Source organism: Ruminococcus sp. FMBCY1 (genome assembly GCF_023921805.1).
GTDB lineage: Bacteria > Bacillota > Clostridia > Oscillospirales > Acutalibacteraceae > Ruminococcoides > Ruminococcoides intestinale_A.
On sequence record NZ_CP074197.1, the window covers coordinates 2,260,481 to 2,280,877 of the forward strand.

Annotated in this window: 18 protein-coding genes; 10 read left to right on the plus strand and 8 right to left on the minus strand. The window is 39.6% G+C overall.

The genetic code is table 11. From position 1 onward, the window contains the following. Window positions 1-19: 19 nt before the first annotated feature. The 7 genes from ytfJ to KGF34_RS11195 all read left to right on the plus strand — a co-directional run bounded on the left by ytfJ (window position 20) and on the right by KGF34_RS11195 (window position 7,017). Window positions 20-436, plus strand: coding sequence for a GerW family sporulation protein (gene ytfJ, locus KGF34_RS11165; protein WP_022234950.1), 417 nt, complete (start codon window positions 20-22; stop codon window positions 434-436). Between the two features lie 44 nt (window positions 437-480). Then, window positions 481-1,626 carry a D-alanyl-D-alanine carboxypeptidase family protein gene (locus tag KGF34_RS11170; protein WP_252559113.1) on the plus strand — a complete coding sequence of 382 codons (1,146 nt, stop codon included), beginning with the start codon at window positions 481-483 and terminating at the stop codon, window positions 1,624-1,626. Continuing rightward, complete coding sequence (locus KGF34_RS11175; RefSeq protein WP_022234948.1) at window positions 1,613-2,365, plus strand: pseudouridine synthase; 753 nt, start codon at window positions 1,613-1,615, stop codon at window positions 2,363-2,365. Before KGF34_RS11170 ends, KGF34_RS11175 begins: the two co-directional genes overlap by 14 nt. 243 nt (window positions 2,366-2,608) lie before the next feature. After that, window positions 2,609-3,916 carry a carboxyl transferase domain-containing protein gene (locus KGF34_RS11180; protein ID WP_252559116.1) on the plus strand — a complete coding sequence of 436 codons (1,308 nt, stop codon included), beginning with the start codon at window positions 2,609-2,611 and terminating at the stop codon, window positions 3,914-3,916. A gap of 35 nt (window positions 3,917-3,951) precedes the next feature. After that, the gene (locus KGF34_RS11185; RefSeq protein ID WP_022234946.1) at window positions 3,952-4,317 is read left to right on the plus strand and encodes a DUF2118 domain-containing protein; all 366 of its coding nucleotides are present in this window, start codon (window positions 3,952-3,954) and stop codon (window positions 4,315-4,317) included. 24 nt (window positions 4,318-4,341) lie between these two features. Next, window positions 4,342-5,748 (plus strand): oxaloacetate decarboxylase subunit alpha, encoded by a 1,407-nt coding sequence (locus tag KGF34_RS11190; RefSeq protein ID WP_186935853.1) that lies wholly within the window; start codon window positions 4,342-4,344, stop codon window positions 5,746-5,748. A 183-nt stretch (window positions 5,749-5,931) separates the two neighbouring features. Beyond that, window positions 5,932-7,017 carry a dockerin type I repeat-containing protein gene (locus KGF34_RS11195; protein WP_252559120.1) on the plus strand — a complete coding sequence of 362 codons (1,086 nt, stop codon included), beginning with the start codon at window positions 5,932-5,934 and terminating at the stop codon, window positions 7,015-7,017. Window positions 7,018-7,176: 159 nt separating this feature from the next. Here KGF34_RS11195 and KGF34_RS11200 read toward each other — a convergent pair whose 3' ends face one another. The 3 genes from KGF34_RS11200 to KGF34_RS11210 form a co-directional block, all read right to left on the minus strand. Then, complete coding sequence (locus KGF34_RS11200; protein WP_252559121.1) at window positions 7,177-7,836, minus strand: phosphoribosyltransferase family protein; 660 nt, start codon at window positions 7,834-7,836, stop codon at window positions 7,177-7,179. Continuing rightward, window positions 7,820-10,033 (minus strand): ATP-dependent RecD-like DNA helicase, encoded by a 2,214-nt coding sequence (locus KGF34_RS11205; protein WP_252559125.1) that lies wholly within the window; start codon window positions 10,031-10,033, stop codon window positions 7,820-7,822. The genes KGF34_RS11200 and KGF34_RS11205 overlap by 17 nt, the downstream gene beginning before the upstream one ends. Window positions 10,034-10,129: 96 nt before the next feature. After that, entirely contained in the window at window positions 10,130-10,465 is a 336-nt protein-coding gene (locus tag KGF34_RS11210) for a hypothetical protein (RefSeq protein ID WP_022234448.1), read from the minus strand. Window positions 10,466-10,599: 134 nt separating this feature from the next. On the opposite strand from KGF34_RS11210, the gene KGF34_RS11215 reads away from it, so the two are divergent. Next, a complete protein-coding gene (locus KGF34_RS11215; protein ID WP_252559128.1) occupies window positions 10,600-10,788 on the plus strand; it encodes a DUF1540 domain-containing protein in 189 nt (62 codons plus the stop codon). A gap of 50 nt (window positions 10,789-10,838) precedes the next feature. Here the strand turns inward: KGF34_RS11215 and KGF34_RS11220 are convergent, their stop codons facing one another. The 5 genes from KGF34_RS11220 to KGF34_RS11240 form a co-directional block, all read right to left on the minus strand. Next, on the minus strand, window positions 10,839-12,953 hold the full coding sequence (locus tag KGF34_RS11220) for a transglutaminase domain-containing protein (RefSeq protein ID WP_252559133.1): 2,115 nt from the start codon (window positions 12,951-12,953) through the stop codon (window positions 10,839-10,841). Further along, the gene (locus KGF34_RS11225; RefSeq protein WP_252559136.1) at window positions 12,950-13,768 is read right to left on the minus strand and encodes a DUF58 domain-containing protein; all 819 of its coding nucleotides are present in this window, start codon (window positions 13,766-13,768) and stop codon (window positions 12,950-12,952) included. The genes KGF34_RS11220 and KGF34_RS11225 overlap by 4 nt, the downstream gene beginning before the upstream one ends. 154 nt (window positions 13,769-13,922) lie before the next feature. Then, window positions 13,923-14,849 (minus strand): MoxR family ATPase, encoded by a 927-nt coding sequence (locus KGF34_RS11230; RefSeq protein ID WP_022234444.1) that lies wholly within the window; start codon window positions 14,847-14,849, stop codon window positions 13,923-13,925. Between the two features lie 186 nt (window positions 14,850-15,035). Beyond that, window positions 15,036-15,881, minus strand: a complete 846-nt coding sequence (locus KGF34_RS11235; RefSeq protein WP_022234443.1) for an HAD family hydrolase — start codon at window positions 15,879-15,881, stop codon at window positions 15,036-15,038. Window positions 15,882-15,891: 10 nt separating this feature from the next. Further along, the gene (locus tag KGF34_RS11240; protein ID WP_252559139.1) at window positions 15,892-16,872 is read right to left on the minus strand and encodes a peptidylprolyl isomerase; all 981 of its coding nucleotides are present in this window, start codon (window positions 16,870-16,872) and stop codon (window positions 15,892-15,894) included. A gap of 278 nt (window positions 16,873-17,150) precedes the next feature. Here KGF34_RS11240 and KGF34_RS11245 point away from each other — a divergent pair, with 278 nt between their 5' ends. Further along, entirely contained in the window at window positions 17,151-17,795 is a 645-nt protein-coding gene (locus KGF34_RS11245) for a methionine synthase (protein ID WP_186935865.1), read from the plus strand. Then, window positions 17,785-20,175 carry a homocysteine S-methyltransferase family protein gene (locus KGF34_RS11250; RefSeq protein WP_252559154.1) on the plus strand — a complete coding sequence of 797 codons (2,391 nt, stop codon included), beginning with the start codon at window positions 17,785-17,787 and terminating at the stop codon, window positions 20,173-20,175. The genes KGF34_RS11245 and KGF34_RS11250 overlap by 11 nt, the downstream gene beginning before the upstream one ends. The last annotated feature ends 222 nt before the right edge of the window (window positions 20,176-20,397 follow it).

The window sequence follows — 20,397 nt, forward strand, 5'->3', positions numbered from 1 at the left end:
AATACAAAGGAGAATTACTATGGAACATCCTATCGGAAATCTTATGGACACTACTATGAACAAAATTAAGGAAATGGTAGATGTAAATACTATTGTCGGCGAGCCGATTACCGCTCCCGACGGTACACTCATTATTCCTGTTTCAAAGGTAACCTACGGTTTTGCGGCAGGCGGCTCGGATCTTCCTACCAAAAAAGAAAATAAAGATTGCTTTGGCGGCGGCAGCGGCGCAGGCGTTACAATTCAGCCTGTTGCATTTTTAACTGTTTATCAGGGAGAAGTAAGACTTGTTTCCGTTGACAACAACGGCAGTACCGCAGAGGGCATTGTGGGTATGATCCCGGATGTTCTTCAAAAAGTAAAGGGAATGTTCAGCAAGAAGAAAGATGCCGATGATTTCTCGGAAATAACACAGGACGATATAGATATGGTGTAATTTATGGCAAAGCCTTCGCATAAAATTAGTTCGGAGGCGAGCTTATGAAAAAAATACTTTCCGTTATAGTTGTAGTTGTGGTGACATTAACGCAAACCGTACAGATTACGGCGTTTGCGCAGGAAACCGACAAGCCGGCAGTAAATGCACAGGCTTGCGTGCTTTATTGTGTTGATGACGGGAAAGTGTATTTTTCTGTAAATGAAAATAAAAAAATGAAACCTGCAAGTACCACAAAGCTGATGACTTCACTCATTACGCTTGAGTATGCCGATTCTGCCGACAAGGTTGTTGCTTTTACCAAGGATATGACAGCCGAGGGCAGTTCGATGTACCTTAAAGTGGGGGAAAAGGTTAAACTCAGTGATTTAGCGGCAGGAATGATGATGGCATCGGGAAATGACGCAGCAAATGCGGCGGCAATTTCTATTGCGGGCAGTGCAGAAAAATTTTCCGAGCTTATGAACAATCGGGCGGCTGTAATAGGAATGAAAAACACACATTTTGTTACACCGAGCGGACTTGATGACGAAAATCATTATTCTACGGCTTACGATATGGCTTTGCTTATGAGCTATGCGCTTGAAAACGAAAGTTTTGCAAAACTGACTTTGCAAAAAAGCGTTACGGTAGAATTCAGCGAACCGCAGTCAAAGAGAACAACCTATACAAACCATAACCGTCTGCTCTCTATGTATGAGTATTGTACGGGCGGAAAAACAGGCTACACAATGGCGGCAGGCAGATGTTTAGTTTCTTCCGCAAAAAAGGACGGACTTACATTTGTTTGCGTTACACTCAATGACAGAAACGATTGGAATGACCACATAGCTCTTTATAATTACGGCTTTTCCAAACTTGCCTGTGTTGAGTGTGATGATTCCGATTATTACCTTGAAATTCCGTGTGTGGGCGGTGATGACGAGTGCATCGGTGTTACGGGTACAAAGGGCAAAAATGTTGTAGTGCCTTTTGACAAGAAAAGCAATGTTGTACGAACCGCATATGTCGATAATTTCTTGTATGCACCTGTTAAAGACGGAGATATTGTAGGCAGAATAGAATACACGCTTGACGGCAAAACGCTTGCAAGTACAAATTTAACCGCTGTTGAATACAGCAATACGCAGAATAAAAACAAAAGTATTTGGACTAAGATAAAGGATTTTTTTACATATGGCAAAGAATGAACCAATAAGACTTCAAAAGTTATTATCACAATGCGGTATAGCATCAAGAAGAAAAGCAGAGCAGATGATTATTGACGGTCATGTAAAAGTGAACGGCAAAACCGCTCAACTCGGCGACAAGGTAAGACCGACAGATAAGGTATTTGTAAACGGTAAGCGTGTGCTTACCAACGCAAAGCCGTCTTACCGCTATATTATGCTCAATAAACCGAGAGGATTTATTACTACAATGAGCGATGACAGAGGCAGAAAATGCGTTGCTCAACTTGTGGAAAATGTGGGCACAAGAGTTTACCCTATCGGCAGACTTGACAAAGATTCGGAGGGAATGCTCATTCTCACAAATGACGGTGAGCTGGCAAACAAAATTATGCACCCGAAGAACAGCGTTTATAAAATTTACAGAGTAACAGTCCGTCCGTCTATTGACGAAGATCAGCTTGTTAAGCTTGAAACCGGTATTGAGCTTGACGGAGTAAAGACAGCCCCTGCAATGGTGCATGTACTTCATCAGGAACCGGGCAGAGTTGTACTCGAAATGATACTTCATGAGGGCAAGAACCGTGAAATCCGCCGTATGTGCGAGGCTGTGGGCCTTGAGGTTGCAAGACTTAAAAGAATACAAATCGGCGGCGTAAAAATGGGTATGCTGAAACAGGGCGATTGGCGTGACCTTACCGAAATTGAGGTAAAAAAACTGCTTTCAAACCCGTTTGTAAACGGAAAACAGCTTATTTAATCCAAAGCCTTAAAAACTTAACTTTTGGGGCAAAAAATCAAATAAAATCACAAGTTAAAATGCACAGTAAATCAGAATGTTTGTGCAAAATCATTGTTGTAAATATTCAAATTTTAAAAATAGCTTTGCTTTTTCCTTGTAGTTTGATAAATATTAGGATATAATGATATATGTGGTAAATTAGTATGCCGACTTATGCTATTTGTCGGCATATTCAATACATTGTATTGGAGGATGTTTAAGATGAGTATTGAAAAAATCAATCAGGCAAAGGCTGAAATCGCATCTACTTCTGCTTATAAAACAATAACAGAATTTTTTGATGCAGACAGCTTTACTGAAATTGATGCTTTTGCAAAGTCCGGCGAAGGTTTTGCAGAGGTTGTTGCAGGCTTTGGTACAGTTGAGGGTATGCCTGTTTACGCTTTCGCACAGAACAGCGACATTTGCGGCGGTGCTATGAGTAAGGCACAGGCTGCAAAGCTTAAAAAGATTTATGATCTTGCACTTAAAACAGGCGCTCCTGTTGTAGGTTTTTACGACAGTGTCGGCGGCAGACTTATGCAGGGTAATGAGCTTCTTGCAGGCTGCGGTCAGGTTCTTAACAGCGCTGCTGCGGTTTCGGGTGCGGTTCCGCAGATTTCGGTAGTTCTCGGAACTTGCCTTGGTACAAACGCTCTTAACGCAGCAAGTGCGGATTTTGTTATTATGAGTGAAAAGGCACAGCTTTCTCTTGATGTTACAGGCGAGAATGCAAGTGCGGAGTACAACGCAGAGCACGGTATTGCTTCTGTTGTTGCAAAGGATTCTGCTGAGGCTGTAGCTAAGGCTAAAGAGCTTGTTCTTTATCTTCCGTCTAACAATCTCAATACTGCTCCGGAGTCATTTGAGGAAGAGCCTGCAGACTGCGATTGCATCGTAGGTTCAACTGTTGACGGCGGCAGTGTTTATAAACTTTTTGACAACTACGGCAAAGACGCTAAAGTCAGACTTGCCCGTCTTGGCGGTTCGGTAGTTGGTATTGTAAAGACAAACGGCGGTGTGCTTTCATGTCCTGCAACAACGAAGATTGCAAAATTTGTTCGTTTCTGCGACGCTTTCTCACTTCCGATACTTACATTTGTTGACTGTAAGGGCTTTGAATCAATTAAGTCAGCTGCAAAGGCTGCTTCGGCTTATGCAGAGGCTACAACAGTTAAGATTTCTGTTGTATATGGTCAGGCTATCGGTTCAGGCTACATTGCACTTGCAGGCACAGGCGCAAACGCAGATATGGTTTACGCACTTCCACAGGCTGTTATTTCTCCTGTAAATGTTGAGGCTGCGGCATTTATTCTTGCAGCTGACGCTATGAATGTTCCTGTTGCAGAGCAGAAGGCAGTTGCCGAAAAGTTTGCGGCAGAAAATCTCTCTGCTTTCAACGCAGCACAGAACGGCTATGTTGACGGTATTGTTGAACAGCAGGATTTAAGAAAAACTCTTATTTCCGCTCTTGATATGCTTGCAGGCAAGAGAGTTCCTACAGTTGCTAAGAAACATTCAACAATCTGATAAATATGTTTGTTTAAATAAAGGGGATATTTAAAATGAAAAATTTAAGAATTACAGTAAACGGTACAGCATACGATGTTCAGGTTGAAGAGCTCGGCGGTTCTTCAGCTCCTGTTGCAGCAGCTCCTGCTCCGGCAGCGGCACCCGCACCTGCAGCAAAGCCGGCAGCTCCTGCAGGCGCAGCAGGTTCAGTAGTAGTATCAGCTCCTATGCCGGGTACAGTTGTTAATGTTGTTGTTTCAGCCGGTCAGTCAGTTAAAGCCGGTGACGACCTCGTATTTATTGAGGCTATGAAGATGGAAACTCCTGTAAAGGCTCCTCAGGACGGTGTAGTTGCAACTGTTGATGTTGCTAAGGGTGAGTCTGTAGATTCAGGTAAAACACTTGTTACTCTTAACTAATAACTGACGAAAGGGATGTCCGAAATGGCAAAGAAAATTAGAGTTACCGAAACTGCCCTGCGTGACGCACATCAGTCACTTATTGCTACAAGAATGACAACAGAGGAAATGCTCCCGATTCTTGATAAGCTTGACAAAATCGGTTATTATTCACTTGAGTGCTGGGGCGGTGCAACATATGACGCTTGCCTTCGTTTCTTAAATGAAGACCCATGGGCAAGACTTCGTACAATTCGTGAGCATTGTCCGAATACAAAGCTGCAGATGCTTTTCAGAGGTCAGAATATGCTCGGTTACCGTCACTATGCCGATGACTGCGTAGAGTACCTCGTTCAGCGTTCGGTTGCTAACGGTATTGATATTATCAGAATTTTTGACGCTCTTAACGATATTAAGAACCTCAAAACAGCTATTAACGCTGCAAAGAGAGAAAACGGCAAGGCAGAGGCTCAGGTAGCAATCAGCTACACAACAGGCCCTGTATTTACTGATGAGTACTATGTAGAGTACGCAAAGAGAATTGCCGATGCAGGCGCAGATTCTATCTGCATTAAGGATATGGCTGCATTGCTCACACCAACAGCAACAGAGAGCCTTGTTAAGGCTATTAAAGAGGCTGTTGACCTTCCTGTTCAGCTCCATACACACTACACATCAGGTCTTGCATCAATGTGTCTTTTAAAGGGTGTTGAGGCAGGCGCTGACGGTATTGATACTGCTATCAGCCCACTTGCACTCGGTACTTCACATGCTCCTACAGAGTCAATGGTTGCCGCTTTTGCAGGCACACCGTATGATACAGGTCTTGACATTAAGCAGCTTGCTGAAATTCGTGCTTACTTTATGACTCTTCGTGAGAAATACTTTAAGAACGGTCTTCTTGATCAGAAGATGCTTGCTACAGATGCTAAGGCTCTTATCTATCAGGTTCCGGGCGGTATGCTTTCTAACCTTCTTTCACAGCTTAAGCAGGCAGGCAAAGAAGACAAGCTTACAGAGGTACTTGAGGAAGTTCCGAGAGTTCGTAAAGATGCAGGTTACCCACCGCTCGTTACTCCTACATCACAGATTGTTGGTACACAGGCTGTATTCAATGTAATTACAGGCGAGAGATACAAGATGTGTACAAACGAGTTTAAGGGTCTTGTTGCAGGCGAGTACGGCACAACACCAATGCCGATTGATCCTGCATTCCAGAAGAAGATTTGCGGCGATAAGAAAATTATTACTTGCCGTCCTGCAGATTTACTTGAGCCGGAGCTTGATAAGCTCAGAGGTGAGATTTCACAGTGGATTGAGCAGGAAGAGGATGTTCTTTCATACGCTCAGTTCCCGAAGGTTGCTCTCGACTTCTTTGAGAAGAGAAGAAATGCCGAAGTTGGCATTAACGGCGATAAGCTCGACAAGAAAAATATGGTTCATCCTGTTTGATAATTTAATCAGATTATTTACTCCCTTCGTATTTACGGAGGGAGTTTTTGTATATGATTTTGTTTAGTCTAAATAACTAACAATTTAATCGAAAAATTATACAATAATACACTTGTTTGATATTTAATGATATAGTACAATAATCGTAAGAAATATGACTTATGTCTTAAAGGAGGCTATATTATGAAAAAACTTATAAGCGGTATTATGGCAATAGCAATTTTGGCAAGTGCTATTCTTTGCGGCACAACAACAGCATTTGCGGCTGATACGGGAAACTCAGCCGTTGGTGATGTAGAGATGTGGAATCACGATTTTAAAAATAAGTTAACAGGAGAACTTATGTGGGCGATTGATGATATTGCGGATACAGATACGGTTGCGGTTAAAATTAATTTAACTTCATATTGTGAAGATATATATACATTTGCAGATAAAAACGATCGCTTAGATGAGATTATTGTAAATGAAGACGGCAGAAAGACTTATAGTGATGAATTATTGCGTGATTATGAGGAATATAAAAATAATATAAGAAGTCAGAAGCCCGATGATAAAAAGAAAATTATTGATGAAAAATATTCAGTATCAGAAATAAAATATTTTTCCGCAAGTGAATGTTTATTCTGCATTTCAACAAAAGAACAGATATTAAACCTTGGTGATGCCGATATAAAGGTATCTATTGATCTTGCAGATAAAGACTACTACAGTGTTGATAACAAAATTACATGGGATGAATTTTTTAAGATTGAAAAACTGACAAGAGAATATATTGAACAAACTTTAGCTTACCCTTGCCCTGAAAGCGATTATGATATTTTTTATTTGAAATTATCTGCAATAAGCGAAGAAGTTAAATTTGATTATATTTTAGTTGAGGATCATTATTCATCAAACAATAATATTAAATCTTTAAAAACAGGAAATTTTGTATATCCTATTTATGAAGATTCACCTGTGGGCAATTACTTTTATGCTGATAATAAAGTACAAAATATTGTTGAATTATACACTAACGGTGTTATTGATATTGATACTTTATATTATTTTAATGGCAGATATTACGGCGATCTTAATGCCGATAAGTCAACAAATGTAAATGATGTTACAAATTTGCAGATGTATCTTAGCGGTTCTCTTTTTGTCGAAGAAGATTCAATATTTGATGAAAACAGATATAAAATTTATTGTGACTTAAACGACGACGGAAAAATTGATGTAAACGATGTTACTGTTCTTCAAAAGTATATTTCAATGACAGTATAATGTTCTTTAAAAATTAGGAATTATGAATACTTAGTCAGGCAATTATAAAAGATTGGCAAAACAATTTACTAAGCCATAATTTATTCACAACTATCTAAAAACAATAAAACTAAAGGTTGAAAGAATTGGTAATACTCCAATTTTTTCAACCTTTTTAAGTTATACAATAGCCGCACAAAGCGCTGCACAGCATATGTTTTTGCAGCCTGCTTTTTTAAGAACCTTACAACATTCTCCGAGTGTGTTGCCCGTAGTAATAATATCGTCAATTATAAGAATATTCTTGTCAGCCACTGCTTGACTGTCAATTACACGGTACACACCTTGAACATTGCTTTCTCGTTCTTTTCCTTTAAGCGTATGTTGAGCTTTATTTTTCTTATGCTTTTCAACAAGTTCTGCATACGGAATGTTAAAAATTTCCGCACATTCTTTTGCAAGAAGTTCCGATTGATTATATCCCCGTTCACGCATATTTTTATAATACATCGGTACGGCGGTAATAATATCAAAACAGCCGACACCGTATTTTGCGATTATTTCATTAGCCAAAGGTATGGCAAGTTGGCGGGAATATGACGGATTTTCATAAAATTTAAAGTTTTTTACACCGCTTGAAAATATACCGTCATATTTAAACGGCGCTATTGTTTTGTATCCTCCGACAGCGTAAGTTTCATAGCCTTTTTGCGGAAATTTACTCTTACATTCTTTACAGGCGTAGTCATTCCTGTCAATAACTTTTTCGCAGTATGGGCACTTTACGGTGAAAATTATGTCCTGCAAAAACAGCATTGCTCTTTTAATATAACTGTTCATCTCGCAGTAAAAATTCCTTTAATCCGCTGTATCTTTTTGTACGGCGGTTATTTTGTACCATATATTCTACCGTTTTTGGATTTCCGACAAGCACAAGCGTTTTCTTGGCTCGTGTAACGGCTGTATAAAGTAAATTTCTGTAATAAAGTTGAGGAGGCCCTTGAAACATAGGTATAATTACGCAGTCAAATTCGTTACCCTGGCTTTTATGTACAGTGACCGCATATGCAAAGTCAAGATCGGTTGCGTATTCATAAGTGTATTTGGCTGTCTTGTCGTCAAAAATAACTATAAGCGTACGGCTTTTGCGGTCGATAGAATCAATAATTCCTATGTCGCCGTTAAAAATTCCCGAACCTTGCTCTCCGTCATCTCTTATCCAGGTTATATCGTAGTTGTTTTTTATCTGCATTACCTTGTCGCCAATTCTGAATGTTTTTGATGCAATTTCAATTTCAGCTTTATCGGCTGATTTTGGATTAAGAGCCTTTTGAAGTCTGAAATTCATTTCGGCAGTGCCAAGTTCGCCTTTCTTTGACGGACAAAGCACCTGAATATTGTCAAATGCAGAGTAACCGTAAGCCTTTGGTAATCTTTGTGCGCAAAGGTCAACTATTACTTGAGAAATTTCGGCTTTGTTATTCCTTAATAAAAAGAAAAAGTCTTTATCTGATGCATTGAGAACGGGCATTTCGCCGTTGACTATTTTATGTGCGTTTGTAACAATAAGACTTTTCTGTGCCTGACGGAAAATTTCGTTTAACCTTACAACCGGTACAATTCCGCAGTCGGTAAGGTCGCCGAGTATGTTGCCCGGCCCTACGGACGGCAACTGGTTAGAGTCGCCGACAAGTATAAGACGGCAACCGATAGGCAAGGCTTTCATAACGCTTTCAAAAATAAAGGTGTCAACCATAGAAACCTCATCAACTATGAGGGCGTCACATTTAAGCTGATTGCGTTCGTTTTTATTAAAAATAGGTTTATCGTGCTTGTCCCAGCTTACTTCAAGCAGACGATGAATAGTTTTTGCCTCAACTCCCGTTAAAGCACTCATTCGTTGAGCCGCTCTTCCGGTCGGTGCGGCAAGCAAAACTTTTTTGCCGTTGTTTTGCAATATCTTAATAATAGCGTTTAATGTTGTGGTTTTACCTGTGCCCGGACCGCCTGTCAGCACAAGCATACCTTTTGTGAGTGCCTGTGTGATTGCCTCTTTTTGCAGTGCGGCATATTCTATTCCGTCATTTTTTTCGCATTTTTCAATTTCGGTGTCAATATTTTTAATTTGTTCAGCCGCAAATCCAAGCAGCATTTTCACTCTTGAGGCTATATAAAGTTCACAAAGATGGGTGTTAGGAGAAAAAATAAATTCTTTATCGTTTACATTGTCTTTGATAAGCGAGCGGTCGAAAATCATTTCCTGCATTGTTGAAGCAATAAGTGCTATGTCAACTTTCAGAAAATCTGCGGCTTTTTTGCAGAGAACCTCAAAAGGCAAACAGGTGTGGCCGTTGCCCTCGTTGTGAATTAAAATATATGCAATGCCTGCACGAATACGCTCTGTACTCTGCTCGTCAAAATTTCGCTTTTTTGCAATGAAATCGGCGGTCTGAAAGCTGATGCCGAACTCTCCGTTGCAAAGTATGTACGGGTTTTCTTTAATTTGTTCAATAGCGGAAGTTCCGAGTTCTGTGAAAATTTTGACAGCCGCAGCATTGCCTATTCCGTATTCGCCGAGGAATAATATAAGCGAGCGGATACCCGTGCTTTGCTTTAGCTGCAGAGAAAAATCTTCTGCCTTTGATTTTGAAATTCCCTTGAGCATTGCTACTCTTTCGGGTTCGTTTTCCATAACATCAAGAGTTTTTTCGCCAAATTCAGATACAAGCCTTTGTGCGGTTGTTGCGCCTATTCCACGGATTGCACCGGAAGAAAGGTAACGCAGAATCCCTGCTGTACCGCTCGGACGGCAAAGCTCACAGACCTGGGCAGAGAACTGTCTGCCGTAATTCGGGTGGTCTTTGTAGTTGCCTGTGAGCTTTAAAAGGTCGCCCTGATGTACTCTCGGCATAATGCCGACAGCTGTTATATAGTCGTCATCGTCCGATATTTCAACAACGGTATAACCGTTTTCTTCATTTCTGTAAACTACGCTTTCAACATAGCCTTCAAGCTGTAAAAGTGTATTGTCATCCATAAAAACATACCTGTTTCCTTAAAAAATACAGCGGTATTTTGCCACAATTATAATTATTATAGCACTGTTTTTTTGCTTTAACAATACACCTTGCGATTATTCGTTTAAAAGATGTATAAGTTCAGTCTTTTTTATCATACGAATAAATCCGTATTCTTTGCACAAGGCTTTACAAATGTTTTCGGTTTCTTCGTCCATATCGCAGTCAAGGCAAAGTATGCAGTCTTTACCGCCACGACAAAACCATCTTAATCTTGACGCCGCACCTCGCAATATAAATTCGGCATTTTGATTTTCTCCTTCAAGCGGAGTAACAATAATGATTGAGCAATTATTTTTGTTTTTATAAAGGAAATATGTAATTTCCCTTACGCAGTATATTATTCCCATAACCGCAAAAATAATCAGTATGGCAGTTGAAATCGCTGTCATAAAATCACCTCAATATATTTTATTATTAAGTGTGAATTTGGTGAGGTATATTTACTGTTGTTTTGCAGACAATAAGAGGGCGAACAGAACTGCAACGGCGCAGTGTTCGCTAATAATGTATGAGGTGATTTACAATGATGAACAATTCCTATGTAAACCGTAGCATTAAATGCACCGTAAATAACTGTTCTCATAACAACGAGGCAGAACACTACTGCTCACTTGAAACAATTAAGGTTGGTACACATGAATCAAACCCAACAGTATGTCAGTGCACAGACTGTCAGAGTTTTGAGTTAAAACAGGGTTGCGGTTGTAAGTAATCTTGCGGTAAAGCAAAAAGCTGTATCCCTTTGCGGGGTACAGCTTTTACTTATATACCGAGAATTATTATGCAATACAGCTTTTTAACAATCGGCATTTTACCGATTGTTTTATTCCTGAATGTTAATACATAATTAAGAACAATTTTATATTCTTTATCAGAAATATTGTGCGTGGAAAACTTTGCTTTGGTACAGATATTTTCAATTTTTTTCGGTATTCTGACTTTTGCATGAACGGAAAGTTTATTTAAATATCTGTAAATGCAGATTACTCTTGATTTATAATCTTTGTGAGTAAAACTGTATTTTCTGTAATACCGTATTAAAATAATTCTTAAGATTGCCAAAGCTATAATCAGTAAAATAATTATAACAATTATGGCAGGTGTTGAAATTTTTGCCTTTACTTCTGTTTTTACAGGCTTAGTATTTTGTGCCTGTGTAGTAGGCTGAACGGTAGGAGAGGTTGTCTGTGCCTGCGTTGTTGTTTGCACTGATTCGGTAGCTTGCGGCACTTCAAAATCAGATGATGTAGCGTCAAGAGGAATCCAGCCGATTCGTTCGTCAAAGTATTCCACCCAAGCATGGGCATTGTCTGAGGTGACAATAGCTTTACCGTCAACAACATCGGCGCAATACCCTGTTACATATCTTGCGGGAACGCCTAAGGCTCTTAACATTACGGCGGCGGCATTTGCAAAATGCATACAATAACCTGTTTCGGCATCGTTTAAAAACCATTCTGCAACATCTCTGCCATCGGGTACTTTTTGTGTATTGAGAGAATACGATGCGGAATGTGAAACAAAGTCCTTAACCGCCGCAACCGTTTGAGAAATATCACTCTTGGATAAATCTTTAATATTGTTGCGCTCGGCAATTTCAAGCATTGCCTGTTTGGTATCGTTTGGCAGAGATAAATAGCATTGTGCAAAATCATCGTATTTTGAGGTGCCACTTATTTCTATTCGTGAAAAGTCGTTAATATTTTCCTCGGAATACGGTATAACAAACATAGTGTAGTTTGTTGCCTTGTCGGTGTTTGCTATGAACACATCGCATACAGGCGAAAAATTGTTGTTGATATAATTAAGATAATAGGGTGTGTAAATAACATTTTCTTTGTTTACGGTGTCAATGGTTACGGTTTCTGCCTCTTCGAAATACTGCGTCATAATAGTCATAATAAAGGATTGATAATCCTGCGGATAGTTGTCTGCCTGCTCATCGGTAAGTACAGACCATTTGTTGTTTTCGTAATTTGCATATGCCATACTCTTAAGGTAAATTCTGCCGTCTGTACTTGATGTGACAGTCATAACCTTTTTCCCTGTTTGAGTAAGTGCGCCTGCATTTGAAAAATCTACTTCGGAGCTGACATTATTTCCTACTTCGGCAAGAGCGGATGAGATTTTGCCGCTGCCGTTGTAAGTTTTCATTCCCGTGAGAGTTTGTACTGTATTCAGCATATTGTCCTGCCACTTCGGTCTTTCGTAATCGGCAACCGGATTTATTACAGCCAAAACAGTAATGAGTACAGCCAAAATAACGGCACAAACCGCAGTTATTACACCGCTGTGTGCATAGTTTAATTGTCTTGTCTGCGATGAAAAGTAAAGCGCAAACAGAACTGTAAATATTATAAGCAGCGGTACAAGGTCGGGCAAAGTGTTTACAAGTACAAAGCAGGGTACAAGTAACACAATGCTCAAAAGTCCTGCAATTTTGATTGATTTAATTCGTGATATTAAGAAAGAAAACAATCCGTTCAGAATTAATGACAGCAAAACAAAGAACCCTGTAGCGTCGTTCGCTATATAACTTGCAAATTTGATGTTGCTGTAAACAGGAAGATAAACCGAATACAGTTCAAGCAGTTTGTTAATTGCGTAGTTTGCCTGTGCAAAAATACGCTCATTTGCAAAGACAAATACCAAAAATGCCACAAAAGCGATTACTGTCATACATAAAGCGTATTTCAAATTGTTTTTTACAAAGGCTGACAGCAGGCTGAAAACAATTGAAAATAATACAGCCGCCATAATCAGTACCGAAGCTTCGAGTTTAACCGAAAATGCGCTTGCATAGCAGAGTATGGGGCAGACCGACAAAAGAACTACGCATATACCGTCTGCCAGAGTGGAAAGCAAATATTTTTTCATTTTGCCACCTCCTCGGAGTCGGCAAAAATACTGTGAATTTCTGCATTTGAAGTATCTGCGTTACCGAGATTTTGCCGTGTGTAAATTGCTTTGTATATGGAATAAATATTTGTTTGAGGGGTAAGGGGATATGCACCTGCATTTTTGGTAGTACACACCGTACACGGAATTTCATTTTTTATTGCGTTCTTGCAAACGCCTGCAAATTTCGCCAAAACTTTATTGTTGTTTTCGGGGTTGTCGCCAAGCATAAGCATAATTTTAAAATTCTTGTAAATCGGCAGGCTCGGTTCTCGAACCATTAAATTATCATTTTTGGCAGATAATTTCCAGTGAACATTACGCAGATTGTCGCCGTCACGGTATTCTCTGATTTCGTAATCATCAGAAAATCCGCCTCCGGCTTTCTTTTTGTATCCTATAATAGCTTGTTTGCCCGTCAGGACTTCTTCGCTGCAATTTGCGGTTTTAGGAATTACAAGTATTTCTGCCGCGGTATTAAACCTTACGGGAATAAAAAAGATTCCGAGCATATCGTAAATCTTAAGCCATCTTGTTTGTGTTTCGACTAATCCGCAATCTTTGCCGATTTTTGAAAGCGGAATATTTACGGGTTTATTTATCATTCCGCTGTATTTAAACGCTGTTTTTTTCGATTTGTCGCAAAAACTGTTCTTTGAGTAAACAAGAACTTTAATCAAAGGGCAGAAAAGACCGTTGCGGTTGTTTGCCGCAAGATTAATTACAACATCATCGCCTGCATAAATGACCTTGGAAGCATAAAGAGAAAAACCTTTGACGGCCGAATAAATCATAAAAGGCAGACTGCATAACAATGAAAGAACAGGCAGACAAAGTACAACAATCAGCAGAAAATTGGAAAACCAGGCATAATAAAAAACCGCAAACGAAAATGATATTGCAAGAACCGCAATATATATAAGTATGTTCTTTATCATTTTTCCCTCACTAAATTTTGGGTTGTCTTGTTGTTCTCAAAATCTCATTAAGAGCTTTTGTAACGCTGATTTTTTTAGCGTTTGCCTCTGCGCTCAAAATAACACGATGACTTATGGTAGCAACAAAAATATTTTGAATGTCACGGGGGACAATGTAATCTCTGTCGTCCGCAAATGCCGCCGCCTTTGCCATATCTTTAAGTGAAAGTGCGGCTCTTGGACTTGCACCTCTTTCAAAAAGGCTGTTCTGTCTGGTGGCTGTTACGAGCATTACAATGTATTTTGCCATATCTTCGCTTACAAAAACTTCTTTTACTTTGTTTTGCATATTAATAAGTTCTTCAACAGTAACTGCTTGTTTTACCTTATCAAGAGGGTTTTGTCGACTGCGGTTAATAAGCATTTGACATTCAGCCTCAAAATTAGGGTATCCCATTGAAATTCTTACTGTAAAACGGTCGGTTTGAGAGTCAGGCAAAAGTTGTGTACCCGAGGCACCAACAGGATTTTGGGTTGCAATTACGGAAAAAGGATTTTCAAGCTGATAACTGTGTCCGTCAACGGTAACTTGCCTTTCTTCCATTGCCTCAAGCAAAGCCGCTTGAGTACGGCTTGAAGTACGGTTAAGCTCATCTGCCAAAAACAAATTACAGAAAATAGCTCCTTTGTTAAAATGCATTTTTCCGCTTTCTTTGTTAAAAGAAGAAAATCCCGTTATGTCTGACGGCAGAGTATCGGGAGTAAACTGTATTCTGCCGTACTTCAGTCCGAGAGCCTTTGAAAAAGCAAGAGCCATAGTGGTTTTGCCGACGCCCGGTATATCCTCTATAAGAATATTGCCGTTTGCGAGCAGAGCAAGCATTGTAATAATAATTTCCCTGTCTTTGCCGTTAATAACTTTTCTAACTTCATTTAAAACAGATTTAAATTCATTCATATTTTCACCATAATTTCTACTTTTTTAGATTAATTTATAAATAAAATATGTGTTTTGTGTGAAATGATTTGTATATATTATATATTACCTTATTTTCCAAAAATCTGCAATACAAATACAAAATATTTACAAACAGAATATAGCAGAATAAAAAGGGAACCCGTCAAGGATTCCCTTTGAAAAATATCAGTTGTTAATTTCGTGCTTTTGTTTTGAATATTCACGGTAAAGTGTTTCACTTATTGCCATTTTTTGAATTATATTTTTGACTGTATTGTCAAGCCCGCTGTTTTCGCTGTAGTCGGCAGGGTAAATGTAATCAACTCTGCCACGCTGTAATAAATCTTCTACTTTTGCGTCTTTCTTTTGATATACGGCAATGGAATATCCTCCGTATGCTTTCATCATTTTCATACACGGTACATCGGAAAGACCGTCGCCGATATAAATCATATTGCAAAAAGGAATACGCTTGCTGTCGTCGGGCATTGATTTGTTGAGGTCGTTATCGTTGGCAACATCAAGAACACCTTTGTTTATGCGGTACACAAATTGAGTTTTATTTGTGTAATTAACATCGGTTTTCGGCCATATTCCGTTGCCGTTTTCATCGTAAAGAAATTCACAGGCGAAAATACTTTTAAATTCGTTCGCAATATCCGTACCTTCGATAATCTCTTTAAGACCGGACGAAATAACATAGTGCTCGACACATACGCCGAGTTTTTTACCGAAATTGTTTATTCGTGAAAACCATTTTGAAACTCCGTCAAAAAGTTCGACTTTTTTGCCTGTTTCAACAAGTTTTTCCCTTAATAAAGGAATGTTCTTATCTTTAGATATTTTAACCATTGCATACATATATGCAAGGATTGAATCCATATGCTCCTTGTGCCCGATTTCGTTGGCGTAATTCCAAAACTCTTCCTCGGTTATGCCAAGACTCGGAATAAAGCCGTATCCCTGCATATCTTTTGTACAAAGCGTTTTATCAAAATCATACATTATTGCAATAATAGGCTTTCCGTTCATAATAATCCTCTTAATTGGCAGAATATGTTGTAATTTCTACAGAAGTTACTTTTACATCTTCCGTAGGTTTATTTGTCGATGAGTCAACAGCTACAGATGCGATTGAATCCACTACATCCATTCCCTCAATTACCTGTGCAAATACGGTGTGACCTCTGTCAACTGCATTGTAAGCGCCGTCAAGGTATGGGTTACCGCCGTTATCGTCATAAAGCTTTTTGATGTCATCACTGATTACATCTGTGTTGTAGCAGTATGTGCCGTACTGCTGAACAAAAGCGGAGAAAAGCTCGGAATCTTTATAATTTTCAAGCTGTGCTTTAATGTTTGCCCACTGATTTTCAAAGGCAGAAAAACCACCGTTGTTTTTATAAGCTTCGGGTGTTGTCTGATTGATAAAGAACTGACTTCCGTTTGTGTCAGGACCGCTGTTTGCCATTGATACCGCACCTCTTATGTTAAAGAGTTTGTCGCAGAATTCATCTTCAAAACTTTCACCGTATGAGCTTGTGCCGCCTGTGCCGTTGGCATTTTCGTAGTCACCGCCCTGAATCATAAAATCATTGATTACTCGGTGGAAAATGGTGTTGTCATATTTGCCCTCTTTGGAAAGATTAATAAAGTTTGTAACGGTTTTTGGCGCTTGGTCCGCAAAAAGGCGGAGCTTTATGTCACCCTTTGAGGTGTGCATAATCGCAATAGTGTCGCCGTCGTTAGGAGCGTCAAGCTGGAAACCTACTTTATTGTCGTCGTGATTTATAGAAGGATTAATACCTACGGTTGACGGAACAATGCCCATATCTTCAAGTGCGGATACGGCAGGCTGTCCGACTTTTGCTTCGTCAATTGTGGCAACGGCAGCGGGAGTTGCTTCTGTTGCTTTTGAATTTTCGGATTCGCTTTTATCGTTTGAGCAACCGACTGCAAATGCAGGAATAAGTGCAAGTGCCGCAATAAGGCACAAAGTTTTTTTAATTCTGTTGTATTTCATAGTGTATTGATTCCTTTCGGTACATATTTATACATTTTTATCATAACATACTTTAAAAAAAAATGCAACTTTTTAAGCAAATGAGCCGCTTTTGCGGCTTCTTTAAGATTGATTTAAAAAATAAATACCTGTATTGTTTTATTATGCTTTGTGTGTTACAATAATAAAGTATAGCTATGCGGTCGGTTTTGAATTTATGATTTAACAGAGAGTTTTTATTAAATGATTTGCAGTATTTAAAATAAATCCGATTGCATTGAATGTATAGGGGTTATACTATGATAGAATTAGAAAAACTTAACAGAAACGAGGCAGTGCGTTATCTCGGAGGAGCGGGAATCAGGCTTAATTACCGAATGGATGTACTGATGGATGAATGCGAAAAGGCTGTGCTTGAAAAAGCGTCGCCAAAATATCTTTATGTAGAAAAGGATTTGCCGTGCCCGCAGATTATGGGCGGAAAAGATATAGAATCACACTTAAACGGTTGTGAAAAAGCTATTGTTATGTGCGCCACCGTCGGTTCAGAGGTGGACAAACTCATCAGAATTTCGCAGATTTCCGATATGGCCCGTGCTGTGGTAATGGACAGCCTTGCAAGTGTTGCCGTGGAGCAGGTCTGCAATGCTTTTGACAAGATAATTGCGGAAAAATACAGCGATTATAATATGACATTCCGCTTCAGCCCGGGCTACGGAGATTATCCTATTGAATTGCAAAAAATAATTTTGCAAATGCTTGATGCGCCAAAGAAAATAGGACTTTGCACAAACGATAACTTTTTGCTTACACCGACAAAGTCTGTTACGGCGGTGCTGGGACTTTCAAAAAATCCTATAGAAAGAAAAAAGCGTGGCTGTGCCATCTGTAATATGAGAGAAACCTGTAAATTCAGGAGAAAGGGACTTCATTGTGGGGTTTAGAGAATTATTAAAGGAAAAAGAATTTATTATACTTGACGGTGCGACAGGCACTATGATTCAAAAAAGCGGTGTACAGTATGACGAAGTGCCCGAAACGCTTAACATTACACATCCCGAACTTATTGCGTCATTTCATAAAGCTTATGTAGATGCGGGCGCAGATGTTGTGTATGCAAACACCTTTGGTGCGAATGCGTACAAACTTGAGGGATGCGGCTACAGTGTTGAAGAAATTGTAGGAGCAGGTATCAGCATTGCTAAAAACGCTGTCGGTGACAGAGCGCTTGTTGCCCTTGACATCGGTTCAATCGGTCAGTTGCTCGAACCTGCGGGTTCGCTTACTTTTGAACAGGCTTATGAATATTACAAACAGCTTATCCTTGCAGGTAAAGACGCTGATGTTATAGCTTTTGAAACTATGACGGATCTTTATGAACTTAAGGCCGCTGTACTTGCCGCAAAGGAGAACAGCGACAAGCCAATATTCACCACTATGACATTTGAGCGTAATATGCGTACTTTTACAGGCACATTGCCGTCTGCTTTTGCCGTAACTATGGAAAATCTCGGCGTTGACGCTCTCGGCGTAAACTGTTCGCTTGGACCTGATGATCTTGAGCCGATTGTAAGTGAGATTTCCAAGTACACAAATCTTCCTATTGTAATTAAGCCGAATGCAGGTTTGCCGGACCCTAACACCAATGAATACGATGTTATGCCCGATGATTTTGCAAAGTCATCTCTGTCACTGTTAAAGTATGGTGTTAAAGTTCTCGGCGGCTGCTGCGGTACAAATCCCGAATATATAAAGGCTCTTAAAGACGCTCTTGCAGATAAAAAATATCAGCCGTCAAAAAGTCAAGTTGATACAATAGTATGCAGTGCAAGTTCTGTTGTTGAAGTTAATCATCCGAGAATTATCGGCGAAAGAATCAACCCTACAGGCAAAAAGCTGTTTAAACAGGCACTTGTTGATAATAATATTGATTACATTCTTACACAGGCACTTAGTCAGACGGGCGCAGGTGCGGAAATTCTTGATGTCAATGTAGGTCATCCCGAAATTGACGAAAAGCAGATGATGGTGCGTGTGCTCAAAGCAATTCAGAGTGTTTGCGATGCACCTCTGCAGATTGACTCTACCAAACCCGATGTACTTGAGGCAGGACTTCGTGCTTATAACGGCAGACCGATTGTAAACTCGGTAAACGGTGAGGAAAAAAGCCTTAGCACGGTTTTACCGCTTGTTAAAAAATACGGTGCTTGCGTTGTCGGTCTTACACTTGACGAAAACGGTATTCCAAAGACAGCGGAGGGCAGATTTGAAATTGCAAAAAGAATTGTAGAGAGGGCAGAGGCAATCGGCATTGACAGAAGAGATGTTTTTATTGACTGCCTTACAATGACGGTTTCTGCCGAACAGTCTGCCTGCAGACAGACGCTTAATGCTTTGCACAGAGTAAAAACCGAACTTGGCTGTAAAACCTGTCTCGGTGTTTCAAATATTTCATTCGGACTTCCGAATCGTGACCTTGTTACAAGAACTTTCCTTACTATGGCTCTTGAAGAGGGACTTGACTTACCGATTATTAACCCGAATATTGATTCTATTACGGGTGCGGTAAGAGCATACCGTGTGCTTGACGGTATTGATAAAAACTCTATGGATTTTATTGCCGCATATAACGATGCGGTACAAGCACCTGCCGCAAATAATAATTCTGCCGCATCCGATTTGGATATTATGACCGCTGTTTTCAACGGCTTGAAAAAAGAAGGTGCGTTGCTTACAGAAAAAATGCTTGCCGAAACAGGCGACGCAATGAAAATAGTAAACGAAATGCTTATTCCTGCCCTTGATAAGGTGGGAGAGGGTTTTGAAAAGAACAAAATCTTTTTACCTCAGCTTATTCAGAGTGCAAATGCCGCACAGGCTTGCTTTGATGTAATTAAATCACATATTTCCAAAACAAGCGGAGAAACCGTAAGCAAGGGCAAAATCATTGTTGCAACCGTTAAGGGTGATATTCACGACATAGGAAAGAACATTGTAAAAGTATTGCTTGACAACTACGGTTATACGGTTGTTGACCTCGGTAAAGATGTTGACCCTCAACTTGTTGTCGATACTGCAATTGAGCAGGATATAAAGATGATTGGTTTGTCTGCTCTTATGACAACTACCCTTAAGAGTATGGAAGATACAATCAAACTTGTAAGAGAAACAAAAGAATTACAGAATCCCGACGGAAGCAGTAAATGCGTAATTTTTGTCGGCGGTGCTGTACTTACGGAAGAATATGCTATGAAAATCGGCGCTGACTACTATTGCAGAGATGCTAAGGAAAGCGTAGATACGGCTAAAAAGGTATTAGGTTAAAACAAAAGGGCAGTTCCGAATCAGGAATTGCCCTTGGTTATATTTATTATGCAAATTTCAGTTCTCAAATGACGAAATCTATAGCATTTAATAACTGTTATATTTTGTTATGGAAAACTCGTTAATCCATTGAAAATGCTAAACTTTTCATTGGTGTTCTGTCCATCACATCTTGTATCGTGTTATATCATTTTACCCTTGATTACGAACCCTCATAAGGGA

Excerpts from the sequence above, each read along its gene's own strand:
- KGF34_RS11210 (WP_022234448.1), bottom strand. The coding sequence starts at position 10,465 with ATGACAGCGATTTCAACTGCCATACTGATTATTTTTGCGGTTATGGGA.
- KGF34_RS11200 (WP_252559121.1), bottom strand. The coding sequence starts at position 7,836 with ATGAACAGTTATATTAAAAGAGCAATGCTGTTTTTGCAGGACATAATT.
- KGF34_RS11240 (WP_252559139.1), bottom strand. The coding sequence starts at position 16,872 with ATGAAATACAACAGAATTAAAAAAACTTTGTGCCTTATTGCGGCACTT.
- KGF34_RS11170 (WP_252559113.1), top strand. The coding sequence starts at position 481 with ATGAAAAAAATACTTTCCGTTATAGTTGTAGTTGTGGTGACATTAACG.
- KGF34_RS11175 (WP_022234948.1), top strand. The coding sequence starts at position 1,613 with ATGGCAAAGAATGAACCAATAAGACTTCAAAAGTTATTATCACAATGC.
- KGF34_RS11215 (WP_252559128.1), top strand. The coding sequence starts at position 10,600 with ATGATGAACAATTCCTATGTAAACCGTAGCATTAAATGCACCGTAAAT.
- KGF34_RS11205 (WP_252559125.1), bottom strand. The coding sequence starts at position 10,033 with ATGGATGACAATACACTTTTACAGCTTGAAGGCTATGTTGAAAGCGTA.
- KGF34_RS11190 (WP_186935853.1), top strand. The coding sequence starts at position 4,342 with ATGGCAAAGAAAATTAGAGTTACCGAAACTGCCCTGCGTGACGCACAT.
- KGF34_RS11235 (WP_022234443.1), bottom strand. The coding sequence starts at position 15,881 with ATGAACGGAAAGCCTATTATTGCAATAATGTATGATTTTGATAAAACG.
- KGF34_RS11245 (WP_186935865.1), top strand. The coding sequence starts at position 17,151 with ATGATAGAATTAGAAAAACTTAACAGAAACGAGGCAGTGCGTTATCTC.
- KGF34_RS11220 (WP_252559133.1), bottom strand. The coding sequence starts at position 12,953 with ATGAAAAAATATTTGCTTTCCACTCTGGCAGACGGTATATGCGTAGTT.
- KGF34_RS11225 (WP_252559136.1), bottom strand. The coding sequence starts at position 13,768 with ATGATTTATTCGGCCGTCAAAGGTTTTTCTCTTTATGCTTCCAAGGTC.
- KGF34_RS11230 (WP_022234444.1), bottom strand. The coding sequence starts at position 14,849 with ATGAATGAATTTAAATCTGTTTTAAATGAAGTTAGAAAAGTTATTAAC.
- ytfJ (WP_022234950.1), top strand. The coding sequence starts at position 20 with ATGGAACATCCTATCGGAAATCTTATGGACACTACTATGAACAAAATT.
- KGF34_RS11195 (WP_252559120.1), top strand. The coding sequence starts at position 5,932 with ATGAAAAAACTTATAAGCGGTATTATGGCAATAGCAATTTTGGCAAGT.
- KGF34_RS11185 (WP_022234946.1), top strand. The coding sequence starts at position 3,952 with ATGAAAAATTTAAGAATTACAGTAAACGGTACAGCATACGATGTTCAG.
- KGF34_RS11180 (WP_252559116.1), top strand. The coding sequence starts at position 2,609 with ATGAGTATTGAAAAAATCAATCAGGCAAAGGCTGAAATCGCATCTACT.